Here is a 19,409-nt window from a genome sequence, read left to right as displayed (position 1 = left end):
GTTACTTCCCCTTCGGCTGGGGCAGCGTGATGCCACTGAAGATTTTGATCACCGCACTGTCGTCTTCACGCCCGTAACCCGCGTTGCTGGCTTCGGTAAACATGTTGAGTGCAGTCGAGGCCAGTGGTAGCGGGAAATGCAGGGATTTGGCGGTGTCGGCCACCAGGTTGAGGTCTTTGACAAAGATATCGACCGCTGATTTCGGTGAATAGTCGCCATCCACCACATGACGCATGCGGTTTTCAAACATCCAGGAGTTTCCTGCCGCATTGGTCACGACGTCATACATGGTTTCCAGCGGGATGCCTGCTCGCGCAGCCAGGGCCATCGCTTCTGCACCAACGGCGATATGCACGCCTGCCAGTAACTGATGAACGATTTTCACTGTTGAGCCAAGACCGATGTCGCTACCCACGCGGTAGACTTTCGCGGCAACCGCGTCCAGTACCGGTTGCAGGCGAGCAAAGGCTTCCTCGCTACCGGATGCCATCACCGTCATGTCGCCGGTTGCTGCTTTCGCTGCGCCGCCGGATACCGGCGCATCCAACATCACCAGTTGATGCTGCACCAGTTGTTGTTCAATGGACTGCGCGTCCTGGGCTGAGATGGTGGAGGACACCATGACCACGGTACCGGGTTTGAGTTGTGCCGCCAGACCGTTGTCGCCGAACAGAATCGCTTTAACCTGCGCGGCATTGACCACCAGCAGTAACACCGCATCCAGTTCCTGAGCGAACGCGGCAGCGGAGGTCTGTGCGTCACGCGCGCCGGCCTGACGCAGGGTTTCCAGCGCCTGGGGATTGAGATCAACCCCCCAGGTGTTTAAACCGGCACGAATACAGGACTGCGCCGCGCCCATACCCATCGAACCCAAACCCACTACACAGATATTATTGACGGTTGCTGACACAGCGAACCTCCATTGTTAATTTAAGTGATTATTTGTTCATTGCTGTTAATTCTGCCGCAGACACTGGCGGATAAATGTGCGGAGAATCACAAAAATTAACTTCGACGCATCTCTCATAACAACATTTCACACAGCCACGACGTGGCTTATCCGCAGGCTTTGGGCGATTTTTGCTTACATTCCACAGGGATAATATCTACTGCATGTAAAGAAGCGATGCTCTACAATGTGAAAAAATGATAATTTCATGGAGGCGATTGTGATTCCGGTTGAACGTCATCAACAGATTTTAGCGCTGGTTGCCGAGCGTGGCGTGGTCAGTATCGCCGAGCTAACCGAGCGGCTGGGGGTATCCCATATGACCATCCGCCGTGATGTGCAGAAGCTGGAGGAACAAGGCGCGGTGCTCTCGGTATCAGGCGGCGTGCGGTCGGCAGACAGACTGGCGGCAGAACCGTCTCATCTGGCAAAAACCAGCATGTACAGCAACGAGAAGATGGCGATTGGCCAGTTGGCGGCGCGTCATATTCCGCGTAACAGTTGCATATACCTTGATGCCGGCACCACTACGCTGGCCCTCGCACGGGAACTGCTTGACCGGGAGGATTTACTGGTGGTCACCAATGACTTTGTCATCGCGCGTCTGTTGATGGAAAGCAGCAACTGTAAGCTGATCCATACCGGGGGAACCGTTTGTCGGGAAAACCGTTCCAGTATTGGTGCCGCTGCGGCGCGCAGTTTGCGCCAACTGGCGATTGATATCGCGTTCATCTCCGCCTCATGCTGGGGACCGCGCGGATTATTTACCCCTGATGAAGAGAAAGTGCCGGTAAAACAGGCAGCGAGCGATGTCAGTAGCAAGCGGATATTGTTAAGCGACAGTTCCAAGTACAACAAGATTGCCACGCATCTGGCATTGCCGCTGGAACGGATTGATACGCTGATTACAGATAACGAATTGAGTAAAGCGGCGCGCGAGACGTTAAGTTTGGGGAGTTGGGAATTACAGATTGCCGGTTAACGGATGAACGCGATGTCGATGACAAAGGCGCGGTGACCCGCGCCTTTACGGAAGGTGCGCATTAGCGCGCACCTTGCCGACTTACACTTCTTCGCTGTACTGCGGCACCGGGTTACGGAAGGTGCGCGTAACCACCGCGAGGTAAATAATCCCCACCGCAGCCCAGACCAGACCCAATACCATTGAAGTCTCTTCCAGGTTAATCCACAGCGCGCCAACAGTCATCGCACCCAACACCGGCAGCACCAGATAGTGAATGTGATCTTTCAGCGTTTTGTTGCGCTTCTCACGCACCCAGAACTGGGCAATCACCGACAGGTTCACAAAGGTAAACGCCACCAGCGCACCGAAGTTGATCAGCGCGGTTGCAGTAACCAGGTCAAAGTTGATCGCCAGCAGCGCAATGGCACCGACCAGCAGCACGTTCAATGACGGGGTACGCCATTTCGGATGGATATAACCGAAGAAACGCTCCGGGAATACACCATCACGGCCCATCACATACATCAGACGGGAAACACCGGCGTGCGCCGCCATGCCAGATGCCAGCACCGTGACCACCGAGAAGATCAGGATACCAACCTGCAAGGCTTTACCCGCCACAAACAGCATGATTTCCGGCTGTGATGAGTCCGGATTCTGGAAGCGTGAGATATCCGGGAAGTAGAGTTGCAGGAAGTAAGACACCGCAATAAAGATCACGCCACCAATCAACGCGGTGAGGAAAATCGCGCGCGGAATGGTACGTTCAGCGTCTTTGGTTTCTTCCGACAGCGAACTGATGCCGTCAAAGCCGAGGAACGAGAAACACAAAATGGTCGCACCGGTGATCATCGGTACCACATGGGCATCCTGTGACCAGAACGGTTTGCTGCTGGTCAACGTACCTGCGCCAACACCGTGGACAACACCGTAAATTACCATGCCGGTAATCACGATCATCACCAACACCTGCAACACCACAATCACGCTGTTGAAGTTGGCTACGGTTTTGATGCCGCGCAGGTTGGAGAGCGTCATAAAGCCCACCAGCAGCACGACAAAAATCCACGACGGGATCCCCGGCACCAGCGTTTCAAAATAGCTTTTCGCCAGCAGGATGTTGATCATCGGCATGAACAGATAGTCCAGCAGGGATGACCAGCCCACCATAAAGCCAACGTGTGGGCTAATGGCCTTCTGTGCATAGGTATAAGCGGAGCCCGCAGATGGGAAGCGGCGTACCAGCTTACCGTAGCTAATAGCAGTGAACAGAATGGCGATCAGCGCGAACGCATACGCAGTGGCGACGTGGCCGTCGGTCAGACCCGATACGATGCCGAAAGTATCAAACAGGGTCATTGGCTGCATATAGGCCAGGCCCATCATGACCACCGGGATCAGAGTCAGGGATTTTTTCAGATGTGCACGCTGTGGTGCGCTAGAGGTATTAAGCGACATCGTTCAGCCCCCCTACAGCAACAACCTGACTGGGTTGTACCACAGGGAAACTGCGCAAATTGCGACAGGAGGTGGGTTGATAAGCAAGAGTGCTCATCACAGCGCCGTAGTCATCACGAAAGCGAGAACCAGCCAGCGCTGGTGCAGTTGAAAACATCCCCATCTTTTTTCCTCAAAATCTCACGCACAACGCGTGTTTGTAGTGTCTATCTATCCGGATGCGTGTCCGGCCTCGGTTGAAGTAGAGTGAAATCACTATGCAAAAAATAACCGACGCGATAAGCGTCGGTTATGTTGGTATTTTGCAGGGCGCATATTTTGCCTTAATTACTGGCATCAATACAAGATGTTGCGCTAAATCTCCCTGCTTCAGGCGTTCTTCAGCATCCAGTCAATCTCGGTGGCGGTGATAAGTCGCTCAAACTGCATCAGTTCATACTGTTTGCAGCTGTGCCACACCGCGCTGAAACGCTCGCCCAGCAGCTTCTGTAGCGGATAGCTGTTCTCAAATTCGTACAGCGCATCGCTCTGACGAATCGGTAGCGCCAGTCCTTCCGCTTCATGGCCGTTGCCTTTCACCGGATGCGGCAACGGCAATTGATTGTCCAGTCCGTGTACAATACCGGCAAGAATGGTTGACACCACCAGGTAAGGATTCGCATCGGCCCCCGCCACGCGGTATTCCACGCGATGATTATCGACATCGCCACAGGGAATGCGCAGCGCCACGGTACGGTTGTTGTGCCCCCATGAGGCCTGAAGGGGGACAAAAGCATCCGGCAGAAAACGACGATAGGCGTTCACGTTGGGAGCCAGCAGTGCCATTGATGCAGGCATTAAATCGATCATGCCTGCCAGTGCACGTTTCAGCAGCGGCGAATCACTACCGTCATCAAGGGAAAAGGCGTTGTGGTCGGCGGCATCCAGCATACTGATATGCACATGCATGCCGCTACCGGCGTACTCTTCATAGGGTTTCGCCATGAAAGTCGCCGTCATGCCGTGATTTTCTGCGACCTGACGAACCAGACGTTTGAGTTGAATTGCGTGATCGCAGGCTTTCAATACATCGCGCGTATGGTGCAGATTGATCTCGAACTGTCCCGGTGAGGCCTCCGCCAGGGCACCATCGGCCGGTATCCCCTGCTGCTTCGCCAGGGAATCAATATCCCGTAACACATCGGCAAAGTGATCAAGGTTATCCACCGAATAGACCTGGCTTTGCATGTTGCGCTCATCGCTACCGGGTGCGCACGGCGGTTGGATATAGCCTTCCGCATCGCGTTTTTTATCGACCAGATAGAACTCCAGCTCTACCGCTACCACCGGAAATAATCCCCGATTGCGCAGTTGTTGCCACAATTGATTGAGGACATTACGGGGTTCAACGTCAAAGGGAGTGCCATCTTGGTTGCACATGGTCAACATCAGTTGCGCGACACGTTGCGGATCGGCGGCGGAAGGCATTAAAGAACCGGGAACAGGAAAGCAGATATTGTCAGGTTCGCCGAGTGCCTGTCCCAGTCCAGCCTCTTCGACGGTATTACCCAAAATATCCATAGCGAAAACCGAAGCCGGGAAGTAACACCCTTTTTCCAGCTTTGCCAGCGCTGAGACGGGAATGCGCTTACCGCGAAATACCCCATTCAGATCGTTCAGAAGAATATCGACATACTGCGTTTCAGGATGGCGTTCCAGCCAGGTTTTCACCTCCAGCTGGAACGCGCTGGTTCGCTTCTCTTCACTATGTCGCGTGAAGTCTTCTACTTCTACGAGGTTCGTCATGATCCCACCCGCCCTTTACCGTTTGTCAGGTTTGCGCAATGCTCAAAATAACAGCCACAAATCTAAGATAGCTCCTGGAGAAAAAGTGTGCAAATGTAACAAATCTGTTTGAAGATTAGCCAGACGGTTGCTAGATTGACATTATATTGCACACTTTTACGTCAGGTGCGCTTTATCGGCGAAAATATTGAACAGCGACGCGGAGACGTAATGGGCATTATTTTTGACAAACCCTTGATTGGCGTAGTGATGTGTCAGAACAACATCGGTAGCCATCCTGGGCAGACCGTCCATAACAAGTATCTTGATGCCATCGTGCTCGCCGGTGGCCTGCCCCTCCCTATGCCGCATCAACTGATGCAAGCCCCTCATCTATTAGAAAACAGTATGACGTTGCTGGATGGCATTTTGCTGACGGGCAGCCCGAGCAACATAGAACCCTGGCATTATGGCGAAGAAGGTGTGGAGCCTCATGCCGATCCGGCCCGCGACCGTCTCGCATTCGGCCTGATTACCCATGCGGTGGGAAAAAAGATGCCGATATTGGGTATTTGTCGGGGATTGCAGGAGATGGTGGTGGCAAATGGAGGGTCGTTGCATCGCTATCTTCACCTCACTCATCAATTCCAGGAGCATCGTGAGGATGACACGCTGCCGCTGGAACAACAGTATGCCCCTGTACATGAGGTAAAACCGGAAGCCGATGGTCTGCTCAGCCACATACTTGGTAGCGATGCCGCTTTTAGAGTGAATTCGCTCCATCAACAGGGGGTCCGTGAACCCGGCCCCCAACTGCGCATCGAGGCGCGCGCGGCCGATGGCCTGCCAGAAGCGGTCAGTTTACGTCAGCACCCGTTTGCTCTGGCGGTACAGTGGCATCCGGAGTGGCATTCAACCGACGATCCGGTTTCGCGCCAGTTGTTCGAGGCATTTATTCACGCCGCTGTTCGTTATCACAAGGAAAAACGACCATGAACGACGCCACTCTGGCGCCCGGACGACGTTTATCGCAAATCCGGCAGGAGTTGGGATTGTCTCAGCGTCGCGTCGCTGAGTTGTCAGGTTTGACCCATAGCGCCATCAGCACCATCGAGCAGGATAAAGTCAGCCCGGCGGTGAGTACCCTACAAAAACTGCTGAAGGTGTACGGCTTATCGCTATCAGAATTTTTTTCCGAGCCGAAGCAGGACTACACACCACGCGTGATTGTTCGCCCCGATGATCGGGTGGAGATTGGCAGCCTGGGGGTGTCGTTACAGCTGATTGATAATGGGGCATCGCAGCGCGCGCTGGCGATGCTGTTGGAGCATTACGCGCCAGGTTCCAGTACCGGTGAAAAACTCCGCCATCCCGGCGAAGAGACTGGCACCGTGCTGGAGGGTGAAATTACGCTGGTAGTGAATGGTCAGAGCTATCATCTGTACGCCGGAGAAAGCTACGTCATCGATACCGGTTTACCGCATAGCTTTACCAATATGTCTGATCAGCCGTGCCGAATTGTGAGCGCCCATTCGCCGGCAAATTTCTGAGCCCACGCGCAGAAGGAGGTTGTGATGCAACATGTGGAGAGTTATTACGCCGCAACAGCGAATGCGCATGAACCCTGGCCAGAATTGCAGGAGAGCATTCGATGTGACGTCTGCATTATCGGTGGCGGCTTTACCGGCCTGTCATCGGCGCTGTATCTCACTGAAGCGGGTTACGATGTGGTGCTGTTGGAGGCGGCGAAAATCGGCTTTGGTGCCAGTGGACGTAATGGCGGCCAGGTGGTCAATTCTTACAGCCGCGACGTTGATGTGATTGAACAACGTTACGGCAAAGACACCGCTAAGATGCTTGGCAGCATGATGTTCGAAGGTGCGGATATTATTCGCGACCGTATCGATCGCTATGCCATCGCCTGTGACTATCGCCCCGGCGGAATTTTTGCCGCGTTAAATAATCGCCAGATGGGCCATCTGCGTAACCAGAAAGCCAGTTGGGCGCGCTATGGCAACCATGAGCTGGAATTGCTGGATGAGCGTGGTATCCGCCGTGAAGTGGCGACCGACCGTTACGTTGGGGGATTGCTGGACAAACGCGGCGGGCATCTGCATCCATTGAATCTGGCGCTGGGCGAAGCCGAGGCCATCCGGCGGCATGGCGGGCGTATCTATGAACAATCTGCCGCGTTGAAAGTGGAGTATGGCACACCGCATCGGGTAAAAACGGCGCGCGGCGATGTTAGCGCCACCTTTGTCATTTTCGCTGGCAACGCCTATCTCCCGACGCAACTGGAACCACGTCTGGGCCGTAAAAGCATGCCTTGCGGCTCACAAATCGTCACCACCGAACCGCTGAGTCGCGATTTGGCGCTCAGTCTGCTGCCGAATAATCATTGCGTAGAAGACTGTAATTATCTGCTCGACTATTTCCGTCTCACCGCAGACAACCGCCTGTTATACGGCGGCGGTGTGGTGTATGGCGCACGCGAGCCGGAGGATATTGATGCATTGATTCGCCCGAAGCTGCTGCGCACCTTCCCGCAGTTGCGCGATGTGAAACTGAGCTATCGCTGGAGCGGAAATTTCCTGCTGACGCTGTCACGGATGCCGCAGTTTGGCCAACTGGAGAAGAATGTTTACTTTATGCAGGGTGACAGTGGTCATGGCGTGACCTGTACCCACTTATCCGGCAAGCTGATCGCGGAAGTCCTGCGCGGCCAGGCGGAACGGTTTGATGCCTTTGCCCGATTGCCGCATCTGCCCTTCCCCGGCGGCAGACGCTTTAAAGTGCCACTCACGGCAATGGGTGCGGTGTGGTATGCGTTGCGGGATCGATTGGGGGTGTAACCTTAGAAAGGGGAAATACAGCCTTATCTTACAGTTAATAACGTTATCCTTACCAAAACTTGCTATATCGCTGTTCTGGTGACAAGATCGTGAGCGTTTTCCAGAATGGGTGGCAAAATGCTCAAACGGTTTACCCGATATGCCTCAATTGGTGTCCTTAATACTCTGATTCATTGGGTTATTTTTGGCACATTGTACAATCTTGGTTTTAAGCAATCCGTCTCGAACTTCATTGCGTTTTGCACGGCTGTCACCTTTTCATTTTTTGCCAACGCCCGATGGACATTTAACGCGCAAGCCACCACGGCGCGATATATTTTCTATACCGTGTTTATGGGGGCCACCGCGCTTGCTGTGGGATGGGCTGCTGATAACGCACATATCAATCCACTGCTGACTCTGATCCTTTTCTCGGCGATAAGCCTGGTTTGCGGTTTTTTCTGGTCAAAATTATTCGTTTTCAGGGTGCGAAAATGAAAATCTCACTGATAGTTCCTGTTCTTAACGAAGAAGAAGCACTGCCGGTCTTTTATAACGCCATCCGGAATTTCAATGGATTTGGCGATGATGACGTTGAGATTGTCTTTATTAATGATGGAAGCACGGATAGCACTGAACAGATACTGCAAAATATTAGCCTCGATGATCAGCTGGTTAAATATGTCACCTTTACCCGCAATTTTGGCAAAGAGCCCGCTCTCTTTGCCGGACTTGAAGCCTCAACGGGAGATGTGGTTATCCCGATTGATGTCGATTTGCAGGACCCGATTGCGATAATTCCCCAACTTGTTGAGAAGTGGCGGAACGGTGCTGATGTGGTATTGGCAAAACGTATCGACAGATCGTCAGATACTCATCTGAAGCGCAAAAGTGCCGAGTGGTTCTACCATTTACACAATAAGATTAGCAAACCACAGATTGAAGAAAACGTGGGCGATTTTCGACTGATGTCTCGTGAAGTTGTCGAGAACATCAAGTTGCTGCCTGAAAGAAATTTGTTTATGAAAGGCGTTTTGAGCTGGGTAGGTGGTAAAACTGAAGTCATTGAATATACCCGAGCAGAGCGCGTTGCGGGCACAACTAAGTTCAATGGCTGGAAACTCTGGAACCTTGCATTGGAAGGTATCACCTCCTTTTCCACCTTTCCTCTACGTATGTGGACCTATATTGGCCTGTTTGTTGCCGGGTTATCCTTTATTTATGGCACCTATATGGTGTTAAACACCCTTATTTTCGGCAACCCGGTACGAGGTTATCCTTCAATTCTGGTTTCAATCCTTTTCCTCGGTGGCATTCAGCTGATTGGGATTGGCGTTCTTGGGGAGTATATTGGCAGAATTTATATTGAGACGAAGAAAAGACCGCGCTATATAATAAAGAACGACGAGAATAAGAATGAGCCAAAATAAATATATAAATTCAAGGCGAATAAATATAAATCTAAACATGGTATTTGTTGTCATGCTAGTTACCTCTGTAATTATGACCTATTTGTTTTTCAGGTCATGGAACAATGCCTCGCCAGCCACACCTGAAGCAGCCGAATATCAGCTCGAAAGCTTTTCTGTCAACACCTGTCATTTTGAAGAAAAAAAGATAACCGTGACAGGATGGGCATTCGTTCCAGGAAACACAAAAGTTCTGAACAGGATTTATGCAAAAGAAAAAAACGGTGAATGGATTGAGTTAATGAGTTCCACCGTAGTTAGAAAAATTGATGACTCTGCACCTTCCATCCCCTCTAATCATGACAAGTCAGGATTCATTGCCACCAGGAGTGGTTTTTTATCAAGAAGCAGTTTCACGCACGATATCATGATTATTTCAATGGACAGCAAAGGAGCAGGCCATGCAGCCAAATACCATTGCAAATAAATGGATTAAAACATCTGTCCTCATTTGTGCGTTTACATACCTATTTATTATTGTGAGAAAATTACATCTCCGTGATTTTTCTGATGACCAGTACTTTATTAGCATATTTAATTCAAACCATATCATCCAAATCCTTGTTGAAAGATATTTTACATGGACGGGCCGATTCCCTATTGAACTATTGATGACAACTACCATTAGCTTTAAGGCTTTCTGGAAGATTGGCGTCCCTCTGGCTGTCATTGTTTTGTGTTTTTCACTATCAAGAATTGTAAATAAGAAAGTCAGTGTAATATCTTTTGCTATTACACTGGGGTTATTTGCCACCATCCCAAACAATATAAACACGGATGCATCATGGTGGATTACCGGATTTTATAATTATCTTCTTCCCGTAACCCTTGCTATATACTCTTTCTCTGTGACGTATACCAACAGCAACAAGCCAATTGAGAAAGCTTTCTGTTTTATCGCAGTATTTTATTTTTCATACATGGAGCAGGCAGGCATTGCATATGTAATAGCAATCAGCTGCATCTTGCTGTCAAATAAAGAATCAAGGAGCAAGTTTAATATAACAATTCTTACAATAAGCATAATAAACCTGGCTATTTGCCTCAAGGCGCCGGGAAACGAGCAAAGATTATTACTTGAACCATGGAATTGGTATCCACAATATACCACTTATGGCCTTATAAATAAACTTTCGCTTGGCTTTGATAAGTTACATCAGCTAATGACGTTCAGATGCAATATCCCATTGATCGGTCTTGTCGCAGCTATTATTGCCCTGAGATCTGTGGGTGGTAAGATGCTGCTATCAATCAAGATTGCGATGGTTGTCATGATGACATTTATTGCATTATCCATAACAAACTCACTGACTGGTTTCTTCTCTAATATTTCCTTTTTCTATAGCACGACACTGGATGCATCTAACTGGTCATCAGAGAAAATTTTTCTTTCTTACTTGTATTTATTTATTGTCATTTCGTCCCTGTTTATCATTATGTTGGACATGTTGATAAACAAAATGATCTCGACCCTCCCAATTATTGCTATGTTTCTGGGGTTTATGACCGTAACAATGCTGGGAATGTCTCCTACTGTTTACGCTTCAGGATTTAGAGTTGATTTTGTATTTGAAATAATGTGCATCCTTTCTTGTATGTATATTTTTAAAAAACTATTTATTTTGCGAAGTAACGCCATCGAATCACCAATGCAACATAATGCTGCGGTAGAGAGTTAATCCCTCACCATGGGGCCTTATGACAGGCCCCATGATTTACGCCACTATTCCAATGGCATCGTCATCGGGTCATTCCAACTGTATTCGAAGCCCAGTTCATCGCAAATCGCATTGCCATCAATGGTTTTGCCTGCATTCCCCGTCTGCTCAGCCACAAAGGTTGGCGCGGTCAGTCCAAGCTGACGCGCTACTGTCGGATAAAATTCACGACGCGTCGGATGCTTCGGCGCACACAGGTTATATACATGCCCACCTTTCGGCGTCTGCAACAACAGCACAATTGCATCCACCACATCATCCAGATGCACCAGATTCACCACATGTGCGCCATCGCGTAAATCCGTTTTCCCGGCAAGGAAACGTCCGGGATGACGATTGGGTCCCACCAGCCCGGCGAGACGAACAATATCCACTGAGGTTCCCGGCAAATCGTGCAACCAGTTCTCCAGCGCCACCAGCGTTTTACCCGCCACGGTTTCAGGTTGCAACGGACTGTGCTCCTTCATCACCCCCGGACCAGGACCATACACTGAAGTGGAACTGGTGAAGATAATCCGCGGGACCTTAAAGGCTAATGCGGTATCCACCACATTTTGTACCGCCTGCATATAATCTTCACCGCCCTGCACCGTACGACTGGCGGGTAAGGTCACCACCAGCGCATCCACCGACATCAGCGCTTCCAGATCTTCTGCCTCACACTCCAGCTCAGGTGTCAGCACCAGTTGAAACGCCTCAATGCCACAACGACGAGCCGCATCTACCCCATCTGGCGAGGTTTTGCTGCCCGTCACCTGCCAGCCGCGTGTCGCCAGCGCCATCGCCAGCGGCATGCCCAGCCATCCCAGCCCCACAATCGCGACCTTTTTCATATCGACTCCCGGCTTCGCTGCTCAAAGACACTTCATCTTAGTGCTGTCGTGGGTGTCAAACCAGCGCTAACTGTTGCGGGAGATTCCAGAAATTGACGTTAAAAAAGGCTTGCCACACGGCGCTATCTTCGCTAGGTTAATCAGCACGCAAATGAATACCCATTCAGCAACGGAATTTTTTATGAAACGCGTTCAGTTCAACCACCATCATCACCATCATCCTGACTAGTCTTTCAGGCGATGTGTGCTGGAAGACGTTTAGGATCTTCCAGTGGTGTGAGCGCAAAGAGAGCCCCCGGAAGATCATCTTCCGGGGGTTTTTTTATGGGCTGACGCAACCCAACTGAGTTCAGACAGGAATGAATAAGAGGACAGGAACCATGTTAGATAACACCCGTTTACGCATAGCTATGCAGAAATCTGGCCGTTTAAGTGATGAATCACGCGAACTGCTGGCACGCTGTGGCATTAAAATTAACCTTCAGCAGCAGCGTCTGATTGCGTTTGCGGAAAACATGCCAATCGACATCCTGCGCGTGCGCGATGACGATATTCCCGGACTGGTGATGGATGGCGTGGTGGATCTTGGCATCGTGGGCGAAAACGTGCTGGAAGAGGAGCTGTTAACGCGCCGCGCCCAGGGTGAGGATCCGCGTTACTTTACCCTGCGTCGTCTCGATTTTGGCGGTTGCCGCCTGTCGCTGGCAATGCCGGTTGACGCGGAATACACCGGTCCGCAATGCCTTGATAAATCCCGCATTGCCACCTCTTACCCTCACCTGCTGAAAAAGTATCTCGATAAACAAGGCGTTGCTTTTAAATCCTGTCTGCTGAATGGTTCAGTTGAAGTGGCACCCCGTGCCGGTCTGGCCGACGCGATTTGCGACCTGGTGTCCACCGGCGCCACGCTGGAGGCCAATGGCCTGCGCGAAGTTGAAGTCATTTATCGCTCCAAAGCGGTATTGATCCAACGTGACGGTGAGCTGTCCGGTGCCAAACAAGAGCTGGTCGACAAACTGATGACACGTATTCAGGGTGTCATCAAAGCGCGTGAGTCCAAATACATCATGCTGCACGCGCCGAGCGAGCGTCTGGAAGAAGTGATTGCCCTACTGCCAGGTGCGGAGCGTCCTACCGTCCTGCCGTTGGCCGGTGAAGTCAGCCGTGTGGCGATGCACATGGTGAGCAGCGAAACGCTGTTCTGGGAAACCATGGAAAAACTGAAAGCCCTGGGTGCCAGCTCAATTCTGGTGCTGCCGATTGAAAAAATGCTGGAGTGACCGAATGAGCGCCCTGATGACCCCGATTGACTGGCAGCAATGCAGCACCGAGCAGCAACAGGCGTTACTGATGCGTCCGGCGATTTCCGCCTCCGACAGCATCAGCCAGGTGGTGCGTGATGTCCTGGCACAGGTAAAAGAGAACGGTGACGATGCGCTGCGTGAATTCAGCGCGCGATTTGATAAAGCGCAGGTGGATAACCTGCGTGTGACGGCCGAGCAGATGCAAGCCGCCAGTGACCGCCTGAGCGACAGATTGAAGCAGGCAATGGCCGTGGCCGTGGGCAATATCGAAACTTTCCACAACGCACAGATTCTGGCGACAGTGGATGTGGAGACGCAACCCGGCGTGCGCTGCCAACAGATTACGCGCCCGGTGCAATCGGTTGGCCTGTACATTCCTGGCGGTTCTGCCCCGCTGTTTTCCACCGTATTGATGCTGGCAACCCCGGCACGCATCGCCGGTTGTGGCCGTGTGGTACTGTGCTCACCACCGCCGATTGCCGATGAGATCCTCTATGCCGCTCAACTGTGCGGCGTGCAGGAAGTGTTTCAGGTTGGTGGCGCGCAGGCGATTGCCGCCCTCGCTTTCGGCACCGACACCGTACCAAAAGTGGACAAGATCTTTGGTCCAGGCAACGCGTATGTCACCGAGGCCAAGCGTCAGGTGAGCCAGCGTCTGGATGGTGCAGCGATAGATATGCCTGCCGGTCCGTCTGAAGTGTTGGTGATTGCCGATGCTGGCGCAACCCCAGCCTTTGTGGCTTCTGATTTGTTGTCCCAGGCTGAACATGGCCCGGATTCGCAGGTGATTCTGCTGACGCCATCACTGGACCTGGCAAACGGCGTTGCAGCCGCAGTTGACGAGCAACTGGCGCAGTTGCCGCGTGCCGCCACCGCGCGTCAGGCGTTAGCCAGCAGCCGCCTGATTGTGGCGCAAGATCTGGCGCAGTGCGTCGCCATCTCGAACCAATACGGCCCTGAGCACCTGATTATTCAGACGCGTACTCCGCGTGACCTGGTCGATAGCATCACCAGCGCCGGTTCGGTGTTCCTTGGTGACTGGTCACCTGAGTCAGCCGGTGATTATGCCTCCGGCACTAACCATGTGCTGCCGACCTACGGCTACACCGCCACCTGCTCGAGCCTCGGTCTGGCGGATTTTCAGAAGCGTATGACCGTGCAGGAACTGACGCCACAGGGTTTCCTTAACCTCGCGGCCACCATCGAAACCCTGGCCGCCGCTGAGCAGCTGGAAGCCCACAAAAACGCCGTTACCCTGCGTGTTGCGGCCCTGAAGGAGCAAGCATGAGCCTGAATGTTGAAGATTTGGCCCGCGCCAATGTGCGCGCGCTGACGCCGTATCAATCAGCCCGTCGCCTGGGGGGTAACGGTGATGTGTGGCTGAACGCCAACGAATTCCCGCTGCCGGTGCCGTTTGAGTTGTCGCAGCAGACGCTGAACCGTTACCCGGAATGCCAGCCGAAGCTGGTGATCGAGCGTTACGCCGGTTATTCCGGCGTCAGCCCGGATCAGGTGCTGGTGAGCCGTGGTGCGGATGAAGGTATTGAACTGGTGATGCGTGCTTTCTGTGAGCCAGGCAAAGACGCGATTCTGTTCTGCCCGCCAACCTATGGCATGTACAGCGTCAGCGCTGAAACCATCGGTATCGAATACCGCACCGTGCCAGCGCTGGACAACTGGCAGTTGAATCTGCCCGCCATTGCTGACCAGCTCGACGGGGTAAAAGTGGTGTATATGTGCAGTCCGAACAACCCGACCGGCAACCTGATAAACCCGGACGATATCCGCGCCCTGCTGGATATGACCGCCGGAAAAGCGCTGGTGGTGGCGGATGAAGCCTATATCGAATTTTGCCCGCAAGCGACGCTGGCAGGCTGGTTGAAAGATTATCCGCATCTGGTGATCCTGCGTACCCTGTCGAAAGCCTTTGCGCTGGCTGGCCTGCGCTGCGGCTTTACGCTGGCGAACAAGCCAGTGATCGACCTGCTGCTGAAAGTGATTGCACCTTACCCGCTCGCCACCCCGGTAGCGGATGTGGCGGCTCAGGCGCTGAGCGATCAGGGGCTGGCGCTGATGCGTGAACACGCGCTGCAACTGAATGCCAACCGTAGCTGGCTGCTGGAACAGCTGCCGCAGATCGCTTGTGTGGAAGCGGTATTCCCAAGCGAGACAAACTATATTCTGGCGCGTTTCACCGATTCACCGAAAGTGTTTAAAACCCTGTGGGATGAAGGCATTATCCTGCGTGACCAGAATAAAAACCCCGGCCTGGCGGGATGCCTGCGCATCTCAATCGGCACCCGTGAAGAGTGCGAGCGCTTGATCGCCGCGCTGCAAGCCTTACCTGTGGAGCAAGCATGAGTCAGAAGACCCTTTTTATCGACCGCGACGGCACCATCATCTCTGAACCCCCGGTGGATTTTCAGGTGGATCGCATGGACAAGCTGGCCTTCGAGCCAAACGTGATCCCTGCCCTGCTGGCGCTGCAAAGCGCCGGTTACCAGCTGGTGATGATCACCAATCAGGATGGTCTGGGCACCGACAGCTTCCCGCAGGCCGATTTTGATGGGCCGCACAACCTGATGATGCAGATCCTGACGTCGCAGGGTATTCGTTTCAGTGACATTCTGATCTGCCCGCATAAGCCGGAAGACAACTGCGATTGCCGTAAGCCAAAAACCAAAATGGTTGAAGCCTGGCTGGCAGAAGGCGCGCTGGATGTGGCGAACAGCTATGTGATCGGCGATCGTCACACCGATATCCAGCTGGCGCAAAATATGGGTATTCAGGGCCTGCGTTACGGTGCAGAAGGTGAAGACTGGAACGCTATCCAGCAACGTCTGACCAAGCGCGATCGCTATGCGCTGGTTAACCGCAACACCAAAGAGACGCAGATTAAAGTTGAAGTGTGGCTCGACCGTGAAGGCGGCAGCAAGATCAACACCGGCGTCGGCTTCTTTGACCACATGCTGGACCAGATTGCGGTACACGGTGGCTTACGCATGAATATTGATGTGAAAGGCGACCTGTATATCGACGACCACCACACGGTAGAAGATACCGGTCTGGCGCTGGGCGAAGCCCTGCTGAAAGCGCTGGGGGATAAACGTGGTATTGGCCGTTTCGGCTTCGTGTTGCCGATGGACGAATGTCTGGCGCGTTGTGCGTTGGATATCTCCGGTCGCCCGCACCTCGAATACAAAGCGGAGTTCAGCTATCAGCGCGTGGGCGACCTCAGCACTGAGATGGTCGAGCATTTCTTCAGCTCCCTCTCCTACGCCATGATGAGCACCCTGCACCTGAAAACCAAAGGACGCAACGATCACCATCGCGTGGAAAGCCTGTTTAAAGCCTTTGGTCGCACTCTGCGCCAGGCGATCCGCGTGGACGGTAACACCCTGCCGAGCTCGAAAGGAGTGCTGTGATGAACGTGGTGATTCTCGACACCGGCTGCGCCAATCTGTCGTCGGTAAAGTGGGCGGTTGAGCGCCTCGGATATACCCCGGAAGTGAGCCGTGATCCTGATGTGGTGCTGCGCGCAGATAAACTGTTTCTGCCGGGTGTCGGTACTGCTCAGGCGGCCATGAACCAGTTACAGGAACGCGATCTGATCGAGCTGGTAAAAGCCTGTACGCAGCCAGTACTGGGGATTTGCCTCGGTATGCAACTGCTGGGACGCGGCAGTGATGAGAATGGCGGCGTCACCACGCTCGGCATCCTTGATGAGCCGGTAACGCTGATGGATACCAAAGGTTTACCTCTGCCGCATATGGGCTGGAATCAGATCACCTCGCAGGCCGGAAACCACCTGTTTCGCGGTATCGACGACGGTAGCTATTTCTACTTCGTGCACAGCTACGCCATGCCGGTCAACGCCAATACCATTGCTCAGTGCGAGTACGGCTTGCCGTTCACTGCCGCCTTGCAAAAAGATAACTTCTTCGGCGTGCAGTTCCACCCGGAGCGTTCCGGTAAAGCGGGTGCGCAGCTGCTGAAAAATTTCCTGGAGATGTAATGATTATTCCCGCTTTAGATTTAATCGACGGCAAAGTGGTGCGTCTGCATCAGGGCGATTATGGCCAGCAGCGTGACTACGGTAGCGATCCGCTGCCACGCTTGCAGGACTACGAACGCCAGGGGGCGCAGGTGCTGCATCTGGTGGATTTGACCGGTGCCAAAGATCCGGCCAAACGTCAGATCCCATTACTGCAAACCCTGCTGCGCGGCGTCAGCGTTCCGGTGCAAGTCGGTGGCGGTATCCGCAATCGTGAAGATGTCGCGGCGTTGCTGGCGGCAGGTGCCAGTCGCGTGGTGGTGGGTTCCACCGCCGTGAAACAACCGGAAGAGGTGAAAAGCTGGTTCCGGGAGTTTGGCGCAGATGCCATCGTGCTGGCGCTGGATGTGCGTATCGACGCCGACAATCGCAAAGAAGTGGCGATCAGCGGCTGGCAGGAAGCAGCAGGCGTAACGCTGGAAGAGGTCATTGGCTGGTATCAGCCGGTTGGTCTGAAGCATGTGCTGTGCACCGATATTTCGCGTGATGGCACGCTGAGCGGTTCCAATGTCGCCCTGTATCAGGAAGTGTCTGATGCGTTCCCGGATATCGCGTTTCAGTCATCCGGCGGCATTGGTTCGCTGGACGATATCGCCGCCCTGCGCGGCAGCGGTGCGCAGGGCGTGATTGTCGGTCGCGCACTGCTGGAAGATAAATTTACGGTTTCGGAGGCCATTGCATGCTGGCAAAACGGATAATTCCCTGTCTCGACGTTCGTGACGGACAGGTGGTGAAAGGGGTTCAGTTCCGCAATCACGAAATCATTGGCGACATCGTACCGCTGGCGCAGCGTTATGCACAGGAAGGGGCCGATGAACTGGTGTTCTACGATATCACTGCCTCGTCTGATGGCCGTGTAGTGGATAAGAGCTGGGTATCACGGGTAGCGGAAGTGATTGATATTCCATTCTGTGTGGCAGGTGGCATCAAGAGTGAAGCGGATGCCGCGCGCATTCTGGAGTTCGGTGCCGATAAAATTTCTATCAACTCGCCCGCGCTGGCTGACCCGTCACTGATTACCCGCCTGGCCGATCGCTTTGGCGTGCAATGTATTGTGGTGGGTATCGATACCTGGTTTGACGAAGCAACCGGTAAATATCACGTTAACCAGTATACCGGTGATGAGTCCCGCACCCGCGTTACCCAATGGGAGACGCTGGATTGGGTGCAGGAAGTGCAGAAGCTGGGTGCAGGCGAGATCGTGCTCAACATGATGAACCAGGACGGCGTGCGCAACGGTTACGACCTGGTACAACTGAAGAAAGTGCGTGATGTGTGCAAGGTGCCGTTGATTGCTTCCGGTGGTGCGGGCACCATGGCACACTTTCTCGAAGCGTTTGAGCAAGCCAATGTTGATGGCGCGCTGGCAGCTTCGGTGTTTCACAAACAGATTATTAATATCGGTGAGCTGAAAAGCTTCCTGATTGACAACGGTGTGGAGATTCGCGCGTGTTAACTGCAGAACAACTGACCCGTCTGGATTGGGTCAAAACCGCGGGCATGATGCCCGTTATCGTCCAGCACAGCGTCTCTGGCGAAGTGCTGATGCACGGGTATATGAACGAGGAAGCGTTGCAGAAAACCCTCGCGGAGGGCAACGTCACCTTCTTCTCGCGCACCAAAAATCGTCTGTGGACCAAAGGCGAAACCTCGGGTCATTTCCTGCAAGTGGTCAGCATTACACCAGATTGCGACAACGATACGCTGCTGGTGCTGGTAAACCCGATAGGCCCTACCTGTCATCTCGGTACTTCCAGCTGTTTCTCTCCGGCAGCACCGGACTGGACTTTCCTGTATCAACTGGAGCAACTGCTGGCAGAGCGCAAACATGCTGACCCGGCCAGCTCCTATACCGCGAAGCTGTACGCCAGCGGTACCAAGCGCATTGCACAGAAGGTAGGTGAAGAAGGCGTAGAAACCGCGCTGGCTGCGACGGTCAATGATCGTCACGAGCTGACCAATGAGGCGTCCGATTTGATCTACCATCTGTTGGTGTTGTTGCAGGATCAGGAGCTTGATCTGAGCACCATTATCAACAATCTGCGTGCGCGTCATAAGTAAGCGA

The 19,409-nt window shown here is 53.1% G+C and carries 21 protein-coding genes and 1 other annotated feature; of the genes, 17 read left to right on the top strand and 4 right to left on the bottom strand.

The genetic code is table 11. The features are described from left to right. Window position 1: 1 nt before the first annotated feature. Window positions 2–910, bottom strand: coding sequence for an L-threonate dehydrogenase (ltnD, locus tag CTZ24_RS15765; protein WP_208724015.1), 909 nt, complete (start codon window positions 908–910; stop codon window positions 2–4). 259 nt (window positions 911–1,169) lie between these two features. Here ltnD and ygbI point away from each other — a divergent pair, with 259 nt between their 5' ends. Continuing rightward, window positions 1,170–1,931: a DNA-binding transcriptional repressor YgbI gene (ygbI, locus tag CTZ24_RS15760; RefSeq protein WP_036627653.1), complete on the top strand. Its 762-nt coding sequence runs from the start codon at window positions 1,170–1,172 to the stop codon at window positions 1,929–1,931. Window positions 1,932–2,012: 81 nt separating this feature from the next. Here the strand turns inward: ygbI and CTZ24_RS15755 are convergent, their stop codons facing one another. Then, window positions 2,013–3,371 carry an APC family permease gene (locus CTZ24_RS15755; RefSeq protein ID WP_021185936.1) on the bottom strand — a complete coding sequence of 453 codons (1,359 nt, stop codon included), beginning with the start codon at window positions 3,369–3,371 and terminating at the stop codon, window positions 2,013–2,015. Between the two features lie 369 nt (window positions 3,372–3,740). Beyond that, window positions 3,741–5,159, bottom strand: coding sequence for a glutamine synthetase family protein (locus CTZ24_RS15750; RefSeq protein WP_200864685.1), 1,419 nt, complete (start codon window positions 5,157–5,159; stop codon window positions 3,741–3,743). 207 nt (window positions 5,160–5,366) lie between these two features. Here CTZ24_RS15750 and puuD point away from each other — a divergent pair, with 207 nt between their 5' ends. The 7 genes from puuD to CTZ24_RS15715 all read left to right on the top strand — a co-directional run bounded on the left by puuD (window position 5,367) and on the right by CTZ24_RS15715 (window position 11,114). After that, window positions 5,367–6,131 carry a gamma-glutamyl-gamma-aminobutyrate hydrolase gene (puuD, locus tag CTZ24_RS15745; RefSeq protein WP_208724014.1) on the top strand — a complete coding sequence of 255 codons (765 nt, stop codon included), beginning with the start codon at window positions 5,367–5,369 and terminating at the stop codon, window positions 6,129–6,131. Beyond that, complete coding sequence (puuR, locus tag CTZ24_RS15740) at window positions 6,128–6,685, top strand: HTH-type transcriptional regulator PuuR (RefSeq protein ID WP_021185940.1); 558 nt, start codon at window positions 6,128–6,130, stop codon at window positions 6,683–6,685. The genes puuD and puuR overlap by 4 nt, the downstream gene beginning before the upstream one ends. 24 nt (window positions 6,686–6,709) lie before the next feature. Then, window positions 6,710–7,987 (top strand): NAD(P)/FAD-dependent oxidoreductase, encoded by a 1,278-nt coding sequence (locus tag CTZ24_RS15735; protein ID WP_021185941.1) that lies wholly within the window; start codon window positions 6,710–6,712, stop codon window positions 7,985–7,987. 117 nt (window positions 7,988–8,104) lie between these two features. Continuing rightward, entirely contained in the window at window positions 8,105–8,464 is a 360-nt protein-coding gene (locus CTZ24_RS15730) for a GtrA family protein (RefSeq protein ID WP_208725570.1), read from the top strand. Next, a complete protein-coding gene (locus tag CTZ24_RS15725) occupies window positions 8,461–9,396 on the top strand; it encodes a glycosyltransferase family 2 protein (protein WP_208724013.1) in 936 nt (311 codons plus the stop codon). The genes CTZ24_RS15730 and CTZ24_RS15725 overlap by 4 nt, the downstream gene beginning before the upstream one ends. Continuing rightward, window positions 9,383–9,862: a hypothetical protein gene (locus CTZ24_RS15720; protein ID WP_208724012.1), complete on the top strand. Its 480-nt coding sequence runs from the start codon at window positions 9,383–9,385 to the stop codon at window positions 9,860–9,862. The genes CTZ24_RS15725 and CTZ24_RS15720 overlap by 14 nt, the downstream gene beginning before the upstream one ends. After that, window positions 9,837–11,114 carry a DUF6056 family protein gene (locus CTZ24_RS15715; RefSeq protein WP_208724011.1) on the top strand — a complete coding sequence of 426 codons (1,278 nt, stop codon included), beginning with the start codon at window positions 9,837–9,839 and terminating at the stop codon, window positions 11,112–11,114. Before CTZ24_RS15720 ends, CTZ24_RS15715 begins: the two co-directional genes overlap by 26 nt. Window positions 11,115–11,158: 44 nt before the next feature. Here CTZ24_RS15715 and CTZ24_RS15710 read toward each other — a convergent pair whose 3' ends face one another. Then, window positions 11,159–11,986 (bottom strand): SDR family oxidoreductase, encoded by an 828-nt coding sequence (locus tag CTZ24_RS15710; RefSeq protein WP_208724010.1) that lies wholly within the window; start codon window positions 11,984–11,986, stop codon window positions 11,159–11,161. Window positions 11,987–12,167: 181 nt separating this feature from the next. Here CTZ24_RS15710 and hisL point away from each other — a divergent pair, with 181 nt between their 5' ends. From hisL to hisIE, 9 genes are all read left to right on the top strand, one after another. After that, the gene (gene hisL / locus CTZ24_RS15705; RefSeq protein ID WP_118665699.1) at window positions 12,168–12,215 is read left to right on the top strand and encodes a his operon leader peptide; all 48 of its coding nucleotides are present in this window, start codon (window positions 12,168–12,170) and stop codon (window positions 12,213–12,215) included. Beyond that, window positions 12,191–12,312 (top strand) — a sequence feature (His leader region). (Overlaps the previous gene by 25 nt.) Before the next feature lie 54 nt (window positions 12,313–12,366). Next, on the top strand, window positions 12,367–13,266 hold the full coding sequence (gene hisG, locus CTZ24_RS15700) for an ATP phosphoribosyltransferase (protein ID WP_013509717.1): 900 nt from the start codon (window positions 12,367–12,369) through the stop codon (window positions 13,264–13,266). Between the two features lie 4 nt (window positions 13,267–13,270). Continuing rightward, complete coding sequence (hisD, locus tag CTZ24_RS15695) at window positions 13,271–14,578, top strand: histidinol dehydrogenase (protein ID WP_208724009.1); 1,308 nt, start codon at window positions 13,271–13,273, stop codon at window positions 14,576–14,578. Then, window positions 14,575–15,651: a histidinol-phosphate transaminase gene (hisC, locus tag CTZ24_RS15690; protein ID WP_208724008.1), complete on the top strand. Its 1,077-nt coding sequence runs from the start codon at window positions 14,575–14,577 to the stop codon at window positions 15,649–15,651. The genes hisD and hisC overlap by 4 nt, the downstream gene beginning before the upstream one ends. Next, a complete protein-coding gene (gene hisB / locus CTZ24_RS15685) occupies window positions 15,648–16,715 on the top strand; it encodes a bifunctional histidinol-phosphatase/imidazoleglycerol-phosphate dehydratase HisB (RefSeq protein WP_021185948.1) in 1,068 nt (355 codons plus the stop codon). Before hisC ends, hisB begins: the two co-directional genes overlap by 4 nt. After that, window positions 16,715–17,305 (top strand): imidazole glycerol phosphate synthase subunit HisH, encoded by a 591-nt coding sequence (gene hisH / locus CTZ24_RS15680; protein WP_208724007.1) that lies wholly within the window; start codon window positions 16,715–16,717, stop codon window positions 17,303–17,305. Before hisB ends, hisH begins: the two co-directional genes overlap by 1 nt. Next, window positions 17,305–18,042, top strand: a complete 738-nt coding sequence (hisA, locus tag CTZ24_RS15675) for a 1-(5-phosphoribosyl)-5-[(5-phosphoribosylamino)methylideneamino]imidazole-4-carboxamide isomerase (RefSeq protein WP_208724006.1) — start codon at window positions 17,305–17,307, stop codon at window positions 18,040–18,042. The genes hisH and hisA overlap by 1 nt, the downstream gene beginning before the upstream one ends. Next, window positions 18,024–18,800, top strand: a complete 777-nt coding sequence (gene hisF / locus CTZ24_RS15670; protein ID WP_021185951.1) for an imidazole glycerol phosphate synthase subunit HisF — start codon at window positions 18,024–18,026, stop codon at window positions 18,798–18,800. The genes hisA and hisF overlap by 19 nt, the downstream gene beginning before the upstream one ends. Further along, window positions 18,794–19,405, top strand: coding sequence for a bifunctional phosphoribosyl-AMP cyclohydrolase/phosphoribosyl-ATP diphosphatase HisIE (hisIE, locus tag CTZ24_RS15665; protein ID WP_208724005.1), 612 nt, complete (start codon window positions 18,794–18,796; stop codon window positions 19,403–19,405). The genes hisF and hisIE overlap by 7 nt, the downstream gene beginning before the upstream one ends. Window positions 19,406–19,409: the final 4 nt, after the last annotated feature.

The organism is Pantoea phytobeneficialis (genome assembly GCF_009728735.1).
GTDB lineage: Bacteria > Pseudomonadota > Gammaproteobacteria > Enterobacterales > Enterobacteriaceae > Pantoea > Pantoea phytobeneficialis.
This window is presented reverse-complemented; position numbering and strand designations above follow the sequence as displayed.